This window comes from Microvirga sp. GN3, assembly GCF_055792825.1.
In genome coordinates, this window is sequence record NZ_JBVVAK010000008.1 from 99,999 (window position 1) to 115,715 (window position 15,717).

Consider the following 15,717-nt stretch of genomic DNA (forward strand, 5'->3'; position numbering starts at 1 on the left):
AGTTAGTGCGAGGGAATGCCGGCCACGACAATTTCCGTGAGAACGGAATTGGCGATGAAGCATTCCTTGTGGGCGAGGTGATGCATGTCGGCGATCTGCTCCGGCGTCGGAACCTTGTCGCCCGAGAATTCGATTTTGGGGTCTAGGGTAACCCTGGAGACGAAGAGCTTGCCGTTTTCGTTCTTGGTCATGATGCCAAGCGCCTCGTCCTCATAAAGATCGACGACGAAACGCTTCTTAGCGGCAATCGACAGGAAGGTGAGCATGTGACAGCTGGAGATCGCTGCAACGTATGCCTCCTCCGGATCGATGGCGTCCTCCCGCGAGAGGGGCAACGGCACGACGGAGGGCGATGCGGAGCCCGGCACTTCGATGCCGCCATCGAAACTCCAGGTATGGCCGCGGCTGTAACGGTTGTCGGAGAAGATCTCGTCCGCTCCGCGTGTCCAGCGAATCATCGCCTTGTATTCGTGCGCCATTGCGGTCTTCTCTTTTTAGGAGATCGACTTCACGAATTCCTGATACTGCTCTTCGGTCAGAAGACCGTCGAGCTCGCTCGGGTTCGTCAGGCGGATCTTCATGAACCAGCCGCGGCCGGCCGGATCCTCGTTGACCGTGCCGGGAGACGCTTCGAGATCGCGGTTGACGTCGACCACCTCGCCGGAGACCGGCGCATAGACTTCGCTCGCGGCCTTCACGCTCTCGACGACCGCGGCTTCATCGCCCTTCGACAGAGTCTTGCCGACGCTCGGCAGCTCCACGAAGACGACGTCGCCGAGCTGGCTCTGCGCATAGTCGGAAATGCCGACGATGCCGGCGTCGCCCTCGACGCGGATGTATTCGTGATCCTTGGTGTAGCGCGTGGTCATAATGAATTCCCTCTTGTGAGTTGTCACCGCTTGTAGCGATGGGGAGCAAACGGCATGGCCGCGACCTTGGCCGGCAGCGGCTTGCCGCGAACGATGAGATGAAGATCCGTTCCGGTGGCAGACACGTCCTTCGCGACATAGCCCATGGCGACCGGGCCGTTGACCGTGGGGCCGAAGCCGCCGGAGGTCACGATGCCGACCTCGCGCCCGTCGGGCGTGGTGATGATCGTTCCCTCGCGGGCCGGAGCGCGGCCTTCCGGCTTGATGCCGACGCGAACACGCGCAGCACCGTCCTTGATCTCGCGCTGAACGCGCTCGGCTCCGGGGAAGCCCCCCTCCTCGCGGCGGCGCTTCTGGATCGACCAGATCAGGCCGGCCTCGATGGGTGAGGTGGTGGTGTCGATGTCGTGGCCGTAGAGGCACAGGCCAGCCTCAAGGCGCAGCGAATCACGGGCACCGAGGCCAATGGCCTTCACCTCAGGATCGGCGAGCAGCGCGTTCCAGAGCTTGGCCGCATCCTCAGCCTTGCAGGAAATCTCGAAACCGTCCTCGCCCGTGTAGCCGGAGCGGGAGACGTGGCACCAGACGCCATCGATCTGCACATCCGCGGACATCATGAACGGAAGGGGCGCCGTCTCGGGCGCAAGCTTCGCCAGAACGGCCTCTGCCGAAGGCCCCTGCAGGGCCATCAGCGCCAGGCCGTCCTTGGGATTCAAGGAGATACCCTTGGGCAGGCGAGCCTGGATATGGGCGTAATCGGCCTCCTTCATGGAGGCATTCACCACCAGATAGAGCCAGCCCTCGTGGCCAGGGGCGCCGACGCGGGTGACCATGAGGTCGTCGAGGATGCCGCCATCATCGGCCAGAAGCTGCGAATAGCGCTGCTGGTTCGGCTTCAGGTTCAGCACATCGGCGGGAATCAGGGCCTCGAGCGCCCTAGCCACGGTCTCGTGGCTCTTGTCCTCGGCGACGAGGAAAGCCTGGCCCATATGCGAGACGTCGAACAGGCCTGCATGCTCGCGGGTCCAGTTGTGCTCGGTCAGGATGCCGGCGGGGTACTGCACCGGCATGTCGTAGCCGGCGAAAGGCACCATGCGGGCGCCAAGCGCCACATGCTCGGCATGGAGCGGGGTTTGCAGGAGCGGCTCGTCGCTATGCGCATGCTCGGCCATCGGGTTCCCTCAAAAGGTGCGCGTTCCATCGAGCCTAATGGCTCGTTGCTGTGCGCCCCCTCTGTCCCGAGACCTGAGAGATTTCCCTGGCGCTTTTGCGGCAGGTTACGCCCGTCGGTGGGCGACGCTTATCGAAACGTCGCCGCTTTCCAGAGTGCCAGCTCCCACGCGGTCCTTTGGCCTGAGCGTTTCCGGGGCGGTTGCGCCTTCGGCGCCGGGCTCAAGGCCCGGTCTCTTCCGCGGGGATCATCGGCTGGGTTTAGCTCTGAAGAGGAATTGGACGCCTGTCAACAAAGCAAGGGCTTTCTGCTCACCCTTTAATTGACGGCGGGGCTTCGACGCTCCATCTTAGGCGCCATCATTCACAGAAGGGGAGAAGCGCGGCCTGATCCGGTCAGCAGCTCCATGCATCGTTGCTTGAACTGATCATCGCTCTCGCTCTCGTCGCCCTCAACGGCGTCTTCGCTCTTTCCGAACTCGCGATCGTGTCCGCCCGCCGCCCCCGCCTTAAGGCCATGGCCGAGCAGGGCCGCTCGGGCGCCAGCACAGCCTTGATTCTCATGGAGGATTCGGGCCGGTTCCTGTCCACGGTCCAGATCGGCATCACGCTCGTCGGCATTTTGGCCGGCGCCTTTTCCGGTGCCGCACTCGGCGACCGGCTGACCCAGTTCTTCCTCGCCCAGGGCATGCCCGAGGGCGCGGCCGAGCCCCTCGGCTACGGCCTCGTGATCGGCGCGATCACCTATCTCTCCATCGTCATCGGCGAGCTGGTGCCGAAGCAGCTGGCGCTCCGCAACTCGGAAACCATTGCCTGCACCATGGCTCCCATGATGCTGGTACTCTCGAAGGTCGCCGCCCCTGCCGTCTGGCTGCTCAACGCCTCCACCAGCCTGATCTTCCGCCTCCTGGGGACCAAGTCCGACGACTCGTCGACGGTCACCGAAGAGGAGATCAAGATGCTCGTCGGCGAGGCCGAGAGCGCCGGCGTGATCGAGGAGGAGGAGCGCCGCATGATTTCCGGCGTGCTCCGCCTCGGTGACCGCACGGTGCGCGGGCTCATGACCCCTCGCACGGATGTGGACTGGATCGACCTCGACGATGACGACGAAGCGATCCGCGAATTGCTGATCGAGACCCCGCATTCCCGCCTGCCCGTCAGCGAGGGTTCGCCCGACAACGTGATCGGTGTCGTCCAGTCGCGGGAGCTTCTCGCGGCCCTGCTGTCGGGCCAGCCCCTGGACATCCGCAGCCACATTCAGCAGGCCCCCGTCATTCCGGATACGCTTTATGCCCTCGACGCGCTCGCCACCTTACGCGACGCGGAGGTGCCGATGGCGATCGTTCATGACGAATACGGGCATTTCGAAGGGGTCGTGACTCCGGCCGATGCCCTCGAGGCCATCGTCGGCGCCTTCCGCTCGGACGGCGAGGCGCCCGAGCCCGACGCCATCGGGCGCGAGGACGGCTCCTGGTTGCTCGCTGGCTCCATGCCCGTCGATGAAATGGCCGAGGCCCTGGGCGTCACACTGCCCGAGACCCGTAGCTATCATACCGTGGGCGGACTGGTGATCAGCGAGCTCCAGCATCTGCCCAGCACGGGCGAGCACGTCGATGCCTTCGGCTGGCGCTTCGAGGTCATCGACCTGGACGAACGCCGGATCGACAAAGTTCTGGCCGCCCCCCTCAACCAGAGAGCGGGCGCTGCCGCTCCCTCTATTAGGTAGATTGGGTAGCTTAGCCGCGCCGGCCTGCCGCGCGGCCGCCGAGGCCGACTTCGATCTCGAAGCTGTTGGCATTGGCGGCGGGAACCACGATGCCCTCTTCGATCACGGAGACGGTCGTCCGGCTCTGGCCGGCCGGGATCGCGGCCGCCACGCGGCGGGTCCGATTGGCGAAGACGGTCGAGCCGTCCTTCACGACGATCTGGATCGGCACGTCGTAGCGGCCGGCTGATCCACCGACGCCGACCAGCGCCTGCGCCTCGACCCCGACCCTGACCAGGGTCGTCCCGTCAGGCTGGCCGATGCATTCGCGGGCCAGCTCTCCCAGGGCGATCTGGCTGCGCACGGAACCGCCCTCTCCGCCCCCGCGGGCCTGTATGGCGGCGGCGCCGTCGACGACTTCGATGGTCGGGCAATAGACGTCCCGGGTCTCGGCCGCTTGGGCCGACGCCTGGGTCGTGCCCGCCGTCAGCAGCATGTCGCCGACGCCGAAGCCACCCTCGCCCGGCGCGCCGCAACCCGTCAGGGCCGACAGGCCGAGCACAGCGAGCATCCATCCGGCCTTTCGGCTCAATCCATCTCTCATGATTGCCCCCACGCTCTCGTTCATCTGTTACGGAAGGGCATCGAACCCGGCCGCAAATCCGTTCAGGGACACGGGAATCCCGATCCCTTCCTCGGGTGTCTGGAAGACGATGAAGGTGGCCGTCTGACCCGTCTTCATCTGGTTGATCAGGCTATCCTCCATCACGACCTCGGCCACGCAACCGGTGGCGAGGCAGCGCACGAATCCGGCGCGCCCGATATCCGTCTGGTCGATCTTGAGGCCCAGGCCTGAAGGCAACAGGATACCAAGAGGCGCGACGACGCGCAGGAGCCGGCTTTTGCCGTCGGCGGTTTTCAACACGATAATGACGAGGGTGACGTTGGGGCGGTCCTCGGCGACGACGTTCTGCACGAGCGCGCATTGCTCGGCTGTTGCACCAGCCGGGGTCTCGCAGCGCATCTGCCACTCACCATAGGTATTCTTGACCATGCCCTGGGCACCGGCGTCGCTGGCCCCGAACAGGGCGGTCAGCCCCAGGATTGCCGTCGCACAATGGCGAGCCCATCGCGATGCGCCCATCGGATTCTCCATTCATTAACCCTGGTCGAGGGTCGCGGCTGGCCGCCGCTTTAAATCCATCTTTGGCCCGTTGGGACCATGGCAGAGGGCGCGATGTCAAGCGAGAGGGACCGTTTGGAGGGTCGAAATGATTTTTGGCGGTTATGACGCACAGTTTGGAACGCTTCTACCGTTGCGCTTAAGCGCGTCCTGTGATCTTTGACGCAGATCAAAGGTGATGGCGCAAGCCGGGCACCGCTTTCCGCACGCCCGCGCCTTCCCCGATGCTTTCATGGCCCTTGGCCATCACATCTTTAGGAGCTTTGGAACGCCGATGCGGATCGAGACTGGACGTCGATCGGTGACCGCCCTCTCCACGGCAGCGGTCGCACTTGTGTTGGGCATAAGTGAGGCGTGCGCTGCCGCCGGCAGGCCCTCCCCCTGGGAAATGGGCATGCAGGAGATGGTGACCGAGTTGGGACAGAGCGTGTCCAACTTCCACACCTACCTTCTCTGGCTGATCACCGTGATCTGCCTTTTCGTGCTGGCCCTGCTCCTTGCGGTCGTTGCCCGCTTCAACGAAAACACGAATCCGGTTCCTTCAAGGACCACCCACCACACCCTGCTCGAGGTGGCCTGGACCATCGTTCCTGTGCTGATCCTCGTGGCGATCGCCATCCCGTCCTTCCGTCTTCTGCGCCAGCAGCTCGTGCCGCCGCAGGCCGATCTCGTGGTGAAGGCCACCGGCTTTTCCTGGTACTGGGGCTATGAATACCCGGCCGACCAGGGCGGCGGCTTCAAGTTCGATTCGAACATGATCACCGAAGCCAAGGATCTGAAGTCCGACCAGCCGCGTCTGCTTGGCGCCGACAACGCCATGGTCGTGCCGGTGGGCAAGGTCGTGCGGCTCCAGGTGACCTCCGCCGACGTGATCCACGCCTTCGCCATGCCATCCTTCTACATCAAGGTCGACGCGGTTCCCGGCCGACTGAACGAGACCTGGTTCAAGGCCGATAAGGTGGGCGTCTATTACGGCCAGTGCTCGGAGCTCTGCGGCAACGGCCACCCCTACATGCCGATCGAAATCCGTGTCGTGAGCGAGCAGGATTATGCCGCATGGCTGACCGAGGCGAAGCAGAAGTATGCTTCGACCGAGAGCCCTGCCCCGCTCAAGTTCGCGACCGCTCAGTAATTGTAAGAAGGACCACAGAGGTCTCATCATGGCACATGCAGCTGATGCCGCTCACGCGGATCACCACGATCACCTTCCGACCTTCTGGCGCCGGTGGTTCTATTCCACGAACCACAAGGATATCGGCACGCTCTACCTCATCTTCGGCTTCACGGCAGGCATCGTCGGCGGCCTTCTCTCCATCGCCATGCGACTGGAGCTGCAGGATCCCGGCCTTCAGTATTTCGCGAATCCGCAAGCCTTCAACGTCTTCGTGACCGGCCACGGCCTCATCATGGTGTTCTTCATGGTGATGCCCACGCTGATCGGCGGCTTCGGCAACTGGTTCATCCCGCTCATGATCGGCGCGCCCGACATGGCCTTCCCGCGGATGAACAACATCTCGTTCTGGCTCACCGTTTCGGCCTTCGGCCTGATGCTCTGCTCGCTCTTCGTCGAAGGTGCTCCGGGCTCGCTCGGCTTCGGCGGCGGCTGGACGGTCTATCCGCCGCTCTCGACCACCGGCCATCCGGGACCCGCGCTCGACTTCGGCATCCTGGCCCTGCACCTCGCCGGTGCCGCCTCGATCCTCGGCGCGATCAACTTCATCACGACGATCCTCAACATGCGCGCTCCGGGCATGACGCTGCACAAGATGCCGCTGTTCGCCTGGGCCATGCTGGTGACGGCGTTCCTGCTGCTCCTGTCGCTGCCGGTTCTCGCGGGCGCGATCACGATGCTGCTCACCGACCGCAACTTCGGAACGACCTTCTTCGAGCCGTCCGGCGGTGGCGATCCGGTGCTTTATCAGCACCTGTTCTGGTTCTTCGGTCACCCCGAAGTGTACATCATGATCCTGCCGGCCTTCGGCATCGTGTCCCACATCATCTCCACCTTCTCCAAGAAGCCGATCTTCGGTTATCTCGGCATGGCCTATGCCATGGTGGCGATCGGCGTGGTCGGCTTCGTCGTGTGGGCGCACCACATGTACACCGTCGGCCTCTCGCTCCAGACCCAGGCCTACTTCGTGTTCGCCACGATGGTGATCGCGGTTCCCACGGGCGTAAAGATCTTCTCGTGGATCGCCACCATGTGGGGAGGCTCCATCCGCTTCACGGCAGCGATGCAGTGGGCCATGGGCTTCGTGTTCCTGTTCACGGTCGGTGGCGTCACCGGCGTCGTGCTGGCGAATGCTCCCATCGACCGCTACATGCACGACACCTACTATGTGGTGGCTCACTTCCACTACGTGTTGTCGCTCGGCGCTGTCTTCGTGATCTTTGCTGGCATCTACTACTGGTTCCCGAAGATCACCGGCTACATGATGCCCGATTGGATCGGCAAGCTGCACTTCTGGGTCGCGTTCATCGGCGCCAACGTGTTGTTCTTCCCGATGCACTTCCTCGGCCTCTCCGGCATGCCCCGTCGCTATGCGGATTATCCGGATGCCTTCGCCGGCTGGAATCTCGTCTCTTCGATCGGTTCCTACATCTTCTTCGCCGGCCTCTTCATCTTCATGTTTGGCGTCGTCTATTCCTTCATTCGCAAGGAGAAGGCTGCCGACAATCCGTGGGGTGAGGGTGCGACGACGCTGGAATGGACCCTGTCCTCTCCGCCTCCGTACCACCAGTTCGAGACGCTGCCCCGCGTCGTCGATACCGGGCACTAAATGAAACGAGTGGGCGGCACCGCGCCGCCCGCTCCTCCCCAGAGGGCTTGCGATTTCAAGCCTTCCGGCGAGGAGCCGACAATCCACAGGCCTTTTTGGCCTCGTCCCGGCATTTCGGAAGATCAATCAGTTATGAGCACCATGTCGAACAGTTTGACCGAAACCCAAGCAGAGCACCTTGCCACGGCAGGCCTCTCGCAGGGTGACGTGTCCGACTTCTTCGCTCTTCTCAAGCCGCGCGTGATGTTTCTTGTCGTGTTCACGGCACTGGTCGGCATGGTCGTGAGTCATCCGAATGTTCACCCGGTCGTGGCTTTCGTATCGCTTCTGATGATCGCCGTCGGCGGCGGAGCCTCCGGCTGCCTGAACATGTGGTGGGATGCGGATATCGACGCCGTGATGACCCGCACGCGCAAGCGTCCGATTCCGGCCGGCAAGATCCAGCCGGGCGAGGCTCTGGCCTTTGGCGTGACGCTCTCCGTCGGCTCGGTGATCATTCTCGGTCTCGTCAGCAACTGGCTCGCGGCCGGGCTGCTCGCCTTCACGATCTTCTTCTACGTGGTCATCTATTCCATGTGGCTGAAGCGTTCGACGCCGCAGAACATCGTCATCGGCGGTGCGGCCGGCGCCCTCCCCCCGATCGTCGCGCAGGCTGCCGTCACCGGCCACGTCGCTTGGGACAGCATCGTGCTGTTCGCGATTATCTTCATGTGGACGCCACCGCACTTCTGGGCGCTCGCCCTGGTGAAGTCGGGCGACTACGAGCGCGCCGGCATTCCCATGATGCCGAACGTCGCCGGCCCCGATTCCACGCGCTTCCAGATCCTCGCCTATACCGTTCTGCTCGTCCCGCTCGGTCTCGCTCCGGTGGCTCTCGGCTTCGGCGGACTGGCCTATGCCATTATCGCGACGATCGGCGGCCTCGGCATGCTGGCGCTCGCCGTGCAGGTCTATCGCCTGCGCCAAGGCGAGCCTGCCATGCGGGTGGCTCAGCAGCTTTTCGGCTTCTCGATCCTTTATCTCTTCCTGCTCTTCGCAACGCTTCTCGCGGAGCATGGCTTCGGCTTCTTCCGGCCGGTCTTTGGGTGATCGAATGGCGGATAACAAAGCCCCTCACAGCCTGACGACCGAGGAACAGAAGCGGCGTCGCAAGCGTTCGCTCGCTCTGGCGCTCGTTCTCGGTGCTCTCGTCCTGATTTTCTACGTGGTTACGATCGCGAAGCTCGGACCGGGCGTCATGCAGCGCCCCATGTGAGATTGAACCTGAGATAGAACCGATGGCTGAAACATCCAATCTCCAGCGCAAGATGCACCGTACGGCCTTCGCCTGCGTCGGCGTCGTCGTGGGAATGGTCGGCCTCGCCTATGCTTCCGTGCCGCTCTACGATCTCTTCTGCAAGGTCACCGGCTTCGGCGGCACCCCGATCGTCCGCGACGAGAACGGCTCGGAGGTCATGGACCGGACGATTGCCGTTCGCTTCGACTCCAATGTCGCGCCCGGCCTGAACTGGCGCTTTTCGCCGGAAAAGCCCGAGGTCAAGGTCAAGCTCGGCGAGACCACGACGGTCTATTACAAGGTCACCAATGCGGGTGATAAGCCCAGCACCGGCATTGCCACCTACAACGTGCAGCCGGATCTGGCCGGCACCTATTTCTCCAAGCTCGAATGCTTCTGCTTCACAGAGCAGACCCTGCAGCCGGGCGAGACCCTGGAATCAGCGGTCGTGTTCTACGTCGACCCCCGCCTCGTGCAGGACGCCGACGTGAAGGACCTGACCTCCCTCACCCTCTCCTACACCTACTTCCCCTCCAAGGGGGGCCGGCCGGTGGCGGAGGCGACATCATCCACCAAACCCATTGCTCAATAAGGGACGTGACAAGCTGGGCGGAAACGTCTTAAAGCGAGTTCACATTCGAGGCACGGAGACGACACGAAATGGCCGAGGCCCACGCCAAGAACCACGACTACCACATTCTTGAACCGAGTCCGTGGCCGCTCATCGGCGCGGTCAGTGCCTTCCTGATGGCGGCAGGGTTCGTGACCTGGTGGAAAGCCCTGACCATCGCCGGGATGCATCTCGGCCCCTTCATCTTCGGCGCGGGCATCATCGGCGTGCTCTACACCATGCTGAGCTGGTGGACCGACGTCGTGAAGGAAGCCAATACCGGCTTCCATACCCGCGTGGTTCAGCTTCACCACCGCTACGGCATGATCATGTTCATCGCCTCCGAGGTGATGTTCTTCGCCGCCTGGTTCTGGGCCTATTTCGATGCCGCTCTCTATGCCGGCGATCCGCAGCTCTACGCGCGCGTCGAAGCGCTCGGCGGCGTGTGGCCCCCGAAGGGCATCGAGACCTTCGATCCCTGGCACCTGCCGCTCCTCAACACCCTGATCCTGCTCACCTCCGGCACCACGGTCACCTGGGCGCACCATGCGCTTCTGGAGAACGACCGCCAGGGCCTCAAGGCGGGCCTGTGGCTCACGGTGATCCTGGGCCTCTTGTTCAGCTTCGTTCAGGCCTACGAGTACAGCCATGCGGCCTTCGGCTTCAAAGGCAACATCTACGGCGCCACCTTCTTCATGGCGACGGGCTTCCACGGCGCGCATGTGATCATCGGCACGATCTTCCTGGCCGTCTGCCTGCTGCGCACCTATCGCGGCGACTTCACGCCCAAGCAGCATCTCGGCTTCGAATTCGCCGCCTGGTACTGGCACTTCGTCGATGTTGTGTGGCTGTTCCTCTTCGCCGCCATCTATGTGTGGGGCTATGGCGGCCCCGTGGCCGGCGGCGGTCACTGACCCCGCTCACCGCAATACGATCGAGCAGGGGCGGCTTCAAAAGCCGCCCTTTGCATTTGGACTCCACGGCACCATCGACCATGGAGTTCGTTGACCGGTAAGCTTCTGGAGAAAAGCCGTGGCCCGCGATCCTTCCGCCCCCTCGCCGATCACCACCGGCCTCAAGGGCCTATGCCCCCGCTGCGGCAAGGGACATCTGTTCCAGGGCTATCTGAAGGTTCAGCCGAAATGCGAGGTCTGCGGCCTCGACCTTGCCTTTGCCGATACGGGCGACGGCCCGGCCTTCTTCGTCATGTCCTTCGTCGGCATCGTGGTGGTGGCCCTCGCCCTCTGGGCCGAGTTCGCCTATTCCCCGCCGATCTGGCTCCACCTCGTCATGTGGACGGCCTTGAGCATCATCCTGAGCCTTGTCCTCGTCCGGCCGCTCAAGGGCGTTCTCGTGAACCTGCAGTACCACCACAAGGCCGAGGAAGGGCGCTTCCGGAAGTGACGGCCTCGACCCACAATGGCCGCTCGCTGATCCTTCCCGGTCTGGCGGCGCTCGTCGCACTCGCCATCCTGATCGGTCTCGGCACCTGGCAGCTCCAGCGCAAGGCCTGGAAGGAAGACCTGATCGCGCAGATCGAGACCCGCGCCTATGGCGATCCCGGCGCCATCGTCCCAGAGTCGGACTGGGCCACCTGGCGCGCGGACCAGGACGAGTTCCGCAAGGCGCGCGTGATCGGCACGTTCCTGCATGAGTTCGAAGCCCCCGTTTACGGCCTCGCCCCCGGCGAGCGCCAAGGCGCGCCGATCCAGGGCTATTACCTGATCACGCCCCTGAAGCTCGCAACCGGCGCCATCGTGATGATCAACCGGGGATTCGTGCCCACGGATCTGCGCGACCCGGCCCGCCGGCCTGAAAGCCAGCCCCAGGGCGAGGTGACGATCACCGGCCTCGTGCGTGCGCCCGAGCCCCGCAACCCCTTCACGCCGAACGACGACCCCGCCAAGAATCAGTGGTTCGCCCGCGATCCTCAAGGGATCGCCGCGGCCCACAAGCTCGAGCGTGTCGCACCCTTCCTGATCGACGCGGATGCGAGCCCCAATCCGGGCGGCTGGCCGCGCGGCGGGCAGACCCCGCTCACCGTGCCGAACAACCATCTGCAATATGCGATCACCTGGTTCGGCATCGCGCTCACCCTGATCGGCGTCTTCGCCGCCTTCGCTTGGCGCCGGCTGAAGGGGCCGGAATCAGTCGAGCTGGAATAGGACGAAGAAGCCGAAGCCGAGGATGATCAGCCCGGCGCTGACGACCTTGGCGACGAACAGCACCTTCAGAAGCGCCTCATTCTCCGCCCTCCGCTCCGCCCGCTCGGCGCGGGTCATGTTCTCCTGGGCCTTGATCTGCTGGGCATAGAGCGAGGTCGTCATGTCGTTGCTGGTGGCACCATCCTTCTCAAGTTCGATGCGCTGGGCCATGACGCCGACGATGAGGCCGAGAACGCCCAGGCCGATAAAACCGGCAAGCAGGAACGCGCCCAAGACCACGCCCGCCAGCACGCCGACCAGAAGGGGAAGCAGGATCCAGTCGATCCGGGTCATGCGCATGGGATCGGCACCTCCGGACATAGCGAGCTTGGCTTATCGTCCTAGCCACTGTACCATACCTGTCATGTTCACGCTCATGACGACCGTAACCCATCTCACGATGCGCCTTGCAGGGCGTACGGGAGAGGCTTTGCGCGTCCGACAAGCCTAAGCATTTTCCCGAAAGCCCTGCGGAGACGAGCAGGGCTTTTCCAAAGGTTCGGTTCGCCTCCGCCCATCCAAAGGAGAGCGACATGAACACCCAAGAAGCCACGCATCCACCCAGTCCCGCCGACGACATCATCATCCGAGCGGCGCGCCCCACCGATTGCGAGGGAATTGCGGCGCTGGGAAATATGCCCGGTTATCGCTGGGGCACCCTACGCCTGCCTCATCAGACACCGGAGGCGACCCGGAAATGGCTGGAGAATATGGCCCCGGGCAATGTCAGCCTCGTGGTCGAGAGGGACGGCCGGATCATCGGCAACGGAGGTTTCGAGCGTCTCCAGGGCCGGCGCTCCCACGTCGCCTATCTCGGCATGGGCCTGCACGACGACTTCCACGGCCAGGGCATCGGCTCGAGGCTGCTGCGCGAACTGATCATGATCGCCGACGACTGGCTGAACCTGCGCCGGATCGAGCTCACGGTCTATGTGGACAACGCGCCGGCCATCGCACTCTACAAGCGTCACGGGTTCGAGACCGAGGGCACGCACCGGGAATTCGCCTTCCGGGCCGGTGCCTTCGTCGATGCCTATGCAATGGCTCGGATAAAACCATGAGATCTGCGACCGGATGCGGCTTGCCGTGACCGGTCGCGGCACCTAATGTCCGGCCGAATTTCCAGGAGATCCACCGTGCTCCATGTCTCGACCCGGGGGGAAGCCCCGGCGCTCGGTTTCGCCGATGCCCTGCTGACCGGTCTCGCCCGCGACGGAGGCCTCTACCTGCCGGAAAGCTGGCCGACCCTCTCCACTGACACGATCCGCGGCTTTGCCGGCAAGCCCTATGCCGAGGTTGCGAAAGCCGTACTCGGTCCGCTGGTCGACGGCGACATTCCCGAGGCCGCGCTCGGCCGGATGATCGATGAGTCCTATGCCTCGTTCCGGCACGCCGCCGTCTGCCCGCTGACGCAGCTTAGCGACAACCTGTTCGTGCTCGAACTCTTCCACGGCCCCACGCTCGCCTTCAAGGACGTGGCGATGCAGCTTCTGGGCCGCCTCATGGACCATGTGCTCAAAGCCCGCGGCGCCCGCGCCACCATCGTCGGCGCAACATCCGGCGATACCGGCAGCGCCGCCGTCGAGGCCTTCAAGGGTCTCGATCAGGTCGACATCTTCATCCTCTACCCGCACGGCCGCGTCTCCGACGTGCAGCGGCGGCAGATGACGACGGTCGCCTCACCGAACGTGCATGCGCTGGCAGTCGAGGGCAATTTCGACGATTGCCAGAACATGGTGAAGGCCATGTTCAACCATGCCCGCTTCCGCGACGAGCTGCAGCTCTCGGGCGTGAACTCGATCAACTGGGCCCGCGTCGCCGCTCAAGCCGTCTATTACTTCACCGCCGCCGTTGCGCTGGGCTCCCCTCACCGGCCAGTGTCCTTCTCCGTGCCCACCGGCAATTTCGGCGACATCCTCGCCGGCTGGGTCGCCAAGCGCATGGGCCTTCCCATCGAACGGCTGATGATCGGCACCAATGCCAACGATATTTTGGCCCGCACGCTCGGCTCCGGTTCCTATAAGATCAAGGGCGTGCAGCCTACGACCTCACCGTCCATGGACATCCAGATCTCGTCCAATTTCGAGCGGCTGCTGTTCGAGGCTTACGGCCGCAACGGGGAGGCGGTCCGCCGCCTCATGGCGAGCCTCAACCAATCGCGCGCCTTCGCCATCGATGCGGAGCCGCTCGCACGCATCCGCAAGGAATTCTCGGCCGCCGCCGTGAACGAAGACAACGTCGTCGCGGAGATGGCCGAGACCTATCGCGCCACCGGCTACGTGCTCGATCCGCACAGCGCCGTCGGCACGCGCGCCGGACGCGCTCTGCTTAAAGAGAATCCTGAAGTCCCTGTCGTCGCCCTGTCCACGGCTCATCCCGCGAAATTTCCAGATGCAGTCGAGCGCGCGACGGGCATTCGCCCCGCACTTCCGCCGCACATGGCTGATCTGATGGAGCGCAAGGAGAGCTTCACGGTTCTCCCCAACGACCAGACTGCGGTCGAGCGCTTCATCCGCGAGCGCGCGCGGGCGGTCAAAGGCGCTGCCGCATGAATCAGCATTTCGTCCGCGAGAAGCGGGTCGACATCTCCACCCTGTCCAACGGCCTGATGGTGGCGACCGAACGCATGCCCGAGATCGCCACTGCGACGCTCGGCGTCTGGGTCGGCACCGGCTCGCGGCATGAGCAGGCCCATGAGCATGGCCTGTCCCACCTCATCGAGCATATGGCCTTCAAGGGCACGGCGCGCCGCTCTGCGCGCCAGATCGCCGAGGACATCGAGAATGTGGGCGGCGACATCAACGCCGCGACCAGCGTCGAATATACGAGCTACACGGCCCGCGTTCTTGGCGAGAACGTGGACGTCGCGCTCGATGTCTTGGGTGACATCCTGATCAATTCCACCTTCGATGCCGGCGAGCTCGCGCGCGAGAAAGGCGTGATCCTGCAGGAATATGCCGCCGTCGAGGACACGCCGGATGACCTGATCTACGATGCCTTCATGGAAACGGCGTTCTCGGGCCAGGCGGTCGGACGTCCAATCCTCGGCACGCCTGACACGATCAAGAGCTTCGACGAGGCGACGATCCGCGCCTTCCTCGCCCGTGAATACACGCCCGGCAAGATGGTTCTGGCCGCAGCAGGCGACGTGGAGCATGCCCAGATCGTCGACATGGCGGAACGCCTCTTCGGCGGAATGCCGGCCGTCACCCCGCAACAGCCGGAATCGGGGCGGTACACGGGCGGCGAGCGGCGAATTTCGCGGAAACTCGAACAGGCCAATATCGTGCTGGGCCTGCCGGGCCTTTCGTTCAAGGATCCCGGCTATTACGCCGTTCACCTCTTCGCCCACATGCTTGGCGGCGGGCTGACCTCGCGTCTCTGGCACGAGGTGCGCGAAACTCGCGGCCTCGCCTATTCCATCGATTCCTTCCACTGGCCCTTCTCCGATTGCGGCCTTTTCGGCATCGGCGCGGGAACGGCGGGCTCGGACGTGCGCGAGCTGATGGACGTGACGCTCGCCTGCATGGAGCAGGCAACCCGCGACATCAGTGAGGTCGAACTCGTGCGCGCCAAGGCGCAGATGAAGGTGGCCCTCCTCACGGCCCTTGAGACCCCAGGCGGCCGGATCGAGCGCGTGGCCCGCCAGCTTCTGTCCTGGGGACGCGTGGTGGCGAGCGAGGAGATCGTCAGGAAGGTCGATGCCCTCGAGGTGGGCCATGTCCGCGAAGCGGGACGCCGGCTTCTGCAGGGTGCTCCGACCTTGGCGGCCATCGGCCCCATCAAGGACCTGCCGCCTCTGGATGCCATCGCCTCGGGGCTACGTGGCTGAATTTTCCGCCACCCCTTCCCTATGATCACGGCTGATTCTCCCTAATCCCGCCGCAAACCGGCCTCATGGCCACCTTGCGCATCGTGCG

At 64.0% G+C, this 15,717-nt stretch carries 18 protein-coding genes and 1 riboswitch; of the genes, 12 read left to right on the top strand and 6 right to left on the bottom strand.

Features of this window, described 5'->3' with window-relative positions:
- Window positions 1-2 precede the first annotated feature (2 nt).
- From ACS5Q1_RS06530 to gcvT, 3 genes are read right to left on the bottom strand one after another with little or no spacing between them, the layout of a single operon-like run.
- The gene (locus ACS5Q1_RS06530) at window positions 3-479 is read right to left on the bottom strand and encodes an OsmC family protein (protein ID WP_473097408.1); all 477 of its coding nucleotides are present in this window, start codon (window positions 477-479) and stop codon (window positions 3-5) included.
- Between the two features lie 15 nt (window positions 480-494).
- Entirely contained in the window at window positions 495-869 is a 375-nt protein-coding gene (gene gcvH / locus ACS5Q1_RS06535; RefSeq protein WP_203445272.1) for a glycine cleavage system protein GcvH, read from the bottom strand.
- Window positions 870-892: 23 nt separating this feature from the next.
- On the bottom strand, window positions 893-2,041 hold the full coding sequence (gene gcvT / locus ACS5Q1_RS06540) for a glycine cleavage system aminomethyltransferase GcvT (RefSeq protein ID WP_473097409.1): 1,149 nt from the start codon (window positions 2,039-2,041) through the stop codon (window positions 893-895).
- A gap of 159 nt (window positions 2,042-2,200) precedes the next feature.
- Window positions 2,201-2,291, bottom strand: a riboswitch (glycine riboswitch).
- A gap of 163 nt (window positions 2,292-2,454) precedes the next feature.
- On the opposite strand from gcvT, the gene ACS5Q1_RS06545 reads away from it, so the two are divergent.
- Window positions 2,455-3,765: a hemolysin family protein gene (locus ACS5Q1_RS06545; protein WP_473097410.1), complete on the top strand. Its 1,311-nt coding sequence runs from the start codon at window positions 2,455-2,457 to the stop codon at window positions 3,763-3,765.
- A 10-nt stretch (window positions 3,766-3,775) separates the two neighbouring features.
- Here ACS5Q1_RS06545 and ACS5Q1_RS06550 read toward each other — a convergent pair whose 3' ends face one another.
- Entirely contained in the window at window positions 3,776-4,348 is a 573-nt protein-coding gene (locus ACS5Q1_RS06550; protein WP_473097411.1) for a hypothetical protein, read from the bottom strand.
- Window positions 4,349-4,375: 27 nt separating this feature from the next.
- The gene (locus ACS5Q1_RS06555) at window positions 4,376-4,888 is read right to left on the bottom strand and encodes an invasion associated locus B family protein (protein ID WP_473097412.1); all 513 of its coding nucleotides are present in this window, start codon (window positions 4,886-4,888) and stop codon (window positions 4,376-4,378) included.
- Between the two features lie 313 nt (window positions 4,889-5,201).
- On the opposite strand from ACS5Q1_RS06555, the gene coxB reads away from it, so the two are divergent.
- From coxB to ACS5Q1_RS06595, 8 genes are all read left to right on the top strand, one after another.
- On the top strand, window positions 5,202-6,059 hold the full coding sequence (coxB, locus tag ACS5Q1_RS06560; protein WP_473097438.1) for a cytochrome c oxidase subunit II: 858 nt from the start codon (window positions 5,202-5,204) through the stop codon (window positions 6,057-6,059).
- 28 nt (window positions 6,060-6,087) lie between these two features.
- Window positions 6,088-7,707, top strand: a complete 1,620-nt coding sequence (gene ctaD, locus ACS5Q1_RS06565) for a cytochrome c oxidase subunit I (protein ID WP_473097413.1) — start codon at window positions 6,088-6,090, stop codon at window positions 7,705-7,707.
- Window positions 7,708-7,839: 132 nt separating this feature from the next.
- A complete protein-coding gene (locus ACS5Q1_RS06570) occupies window positions 7,840-8,796 on the top strand; it encodes a heme o synthase (RefSeq protein ID WP_203440728.1) in 957 nt (318 codons plus the stop codon).
- A 4-nt stretch (window positions 8,797-8,800) separates the two neighbouring features.
- Entirely contained in the window at window positions 8,801-8,962 is a 162-nt protein-coding gene (locus ACS5Q1_RS06575; RefSeq protein ID WP_203440729.1) for a hypothetical protein, read from the top strand.
- A 22-nt stretch (window positions 8,963-8,984) separates the two neighbouring features.
- The gene (locus ACS5Q1_RS06580; protein ID WP_473097414.1) at window positions 8,985-9,575 is read left to right on the top strand and encodes a cytochrome c oxidase assembly protein; all 591 of its coding nucleotides are present in this window, start codon (window positions 8,985-8,987) and stop codon (window positions 9,573-9,575) included.
- Window positions 9,576-9,643: 68 nt separating this feature from the next.
- Window positions 9,644-10,507, top strand: coding sequence for a cytochrome c oxidase subunit 3 (locus ACS5Q1_RS06585; RefSeq protein ID WP_203440731.1), 864 nt, complete (start codon window positions 9,644-9,646; stop codon window positions 10,505-10,507).
- A gap of 118 nt (window positions 10,508-10,625) precedes the next feature.
- Window positions 10,626-10,997 (top strand): DUF983 domain-containing protein, encoded by a 372-nt coding sequence (locus ACS5Q1_RS06590; protein WP_473097415.1) that lies wholly within the window; start codon window positions 10,626-10,628, stop codon window positions 10,995-10,997.
- A complete protein-coding gene (locus tag ACS5Q1_RS06595) occupies window positions 10,994-11,758 on the top strand; it encodes an SURF1 family protein (RefSeq protein WP_473097416.1) in 765 nt (254 codons plus the stop codon). Before ACS5Q1_RS06590 ends, ACS5Q1_RS06595 begins: the two co-directional genes overlap by 4 nt.
- Here the strand turns inward: ACS5Q1_RS06595 and ACS5Q1_RS06600 are convergent.
- Window positions 11,741-12,097 (bottom strand): hypothetical protein, encoded by a 357-nt coding sequence (locus tag ACS5Q1_RS06600; protein ID WP_473097417.1) that lies wholly within the window; start codon window positions 12,095-12,097, stop codon window positions 11,741-11,743. The genes ACS5Q1_RS06595 and ACS5Q1_RS06600 overlap by 18 nt on opposite strands.
- A 233-nt stretch (window positions 12,098-12,330) precedes the next feature.
- Between ACS5Q1_RS06600 and ACS5Q1_RS06605 the strand changes: the two genes are divergently transcribed.
- The 3 genes from ACS5Q1_RS06605 (at window position 12,331) to ACS5Q1_RS06615 (ending at window position 15,629) form a co-directional block, all read left to right on the top strand.
- Window positions 12,331-12,858 carry a GNAT family N-acetyltransferase gene (locus tag ACS5Q1_RS06605; RefSeq protein WP_473097418.1) on the top strand — a complete coding sequence of 176 codons (528 nt, stop codon included), beginning with the start codon at window positions 12,331-12,333 and terminating at the stop codon, window positions 12,856-12,858.
- A gap of 75 nt (window positions 12,859-12,933) precedes the next feature.
- On the top strand, window positions 12,934-14,349 hold the full coding sequence (gene thrC, locus ACS5Q1_RS06610; protein ID WP_473097419.1) for a threonine synthase: 1,416 nt from the start codon (window positions 12,934-12,936) through the stop codon (window positions 14,347-14,349).
- Entirely contained in the window at window positions 14,346-15,629 is a 1,284-nt protein-coding gene (locus ACS5Q1_RS06615) for a M16 family metallopeptidase (RefSeq protein ID WP_473097420.1), read from the top strand. Before thrC ends, ACS5Q1_RS06615 begins: the two co-directional genes overlap by 4 nt.
- The last annotated feature ends 88 nt before the right edge of the window (window positions 15,630-15,717 follow it).

What these genes read in the sequence shown, in the direction of transcription:
- ACS5Q1_RS06575 (WP_203440729.1), top strand. Translation starts at nt 8,801, where the DNA reads ATGGCGGATAACAAAGCCCCTCACAGCCTGACGACCGAGGAACAGAAG.
- ctaD (WP_473097413.1), top strand. Translation starts at nt 6,088, where the DNA reads ATGGCACATGCAGCTGATGCCGCTCACGCGGATCACCACGATCACCTT.
- ACS5Q1_RS06550 (WP_473097411.1), bottom strand. Translation starts at nt 4,348, where the DNA reads ATGAGAGATGGATTGAGCCGAAAGGCCGGATGGATGCTCGCTGTGCTC.
- ACS5Q1_RS06605 (WP_473097418.1), top strand. Translation starts at nt 12,331, where the DNA reads ATGAACACCCAAGAAGCCACGCATCCACCCAGTCCCGCCGACGACATC.
- ACS5Q1_RS06580 (WP_473097414.1), top strand. Translation starts at nt 8,985, where the DNA reads ATGGCTGAAACATCCAATCTCCAGCGCAAGATGCACCGTACGGCCTTC.
- ACS5Q1_RS06615 (WP_473097420.1), top strand. Translation starts at nt 14,346, where the DNA reads ATGAATCAGCATTTCGTCCGCGAGAAGCGGGTCGACATCTCCACCCTG.
- ACS5Q1_RS06570 (WP_203440728.1), top strand. Translation starts at nt 7,840, where the DNA reads ATGAGCACCATGTCGAACAGTTTGACCGAAACCCAAGCAGAGCACCTT.
- ACS5Q1_RS06600 (WP_473097417.1), bottom strand. Translation starts at nt 12,097, where the DNA reads ATGCGCATGACCCGGATCGACTGGATCCTGCTTCCCCTTCTGGTCGGC.
- coxB (WP_473097438.1), top strand. Translation starts at nt 5,202, where the DNA reads ATGCGGATCGAGACTGGACGTCGATCGGTGACCGCCCTCTCCACGGCA.
- gcvH (WP_203445272.1), bottom strand. Translation starts at nt 869, where the DNA reads ATGACCACGCGCTACACCAAGGATCACGAATACATCCGCGTCGAGGGC.
- ACS5Q1_RS06585 (WP_203440731.1), top strand. Translation starts at nt 9,644, where the DNA reads ATGGCCGAGGCCCACGCCAAGAACCACGACTACCACATTCTTGAACCG.
- gcvT (WP_473097409.1), bottom strand. Translation starts at nt 2,041, where the DNA reads ATGGCCGAGCATGCGCATAGCGACGAGCCGCTCCTGCAAACCCCGCTC.
- ACS5Q1_RS06555 (WP_473097412.1), bottom strand. Translation starts at nt 4,888, where the DNA reads ATGGGCGCATCGCGATGGGCTCGCCATTGTGCGACGGCAATCCTGGGG.
- ACS5Q1_RS06530 (WP_473097408.1), bottom strand. Translation starts at nt 479, where the DNA reads ATGGCGCACGAATACAAGGCGATGATTCGCTGGACACGCGGAGCGGAC.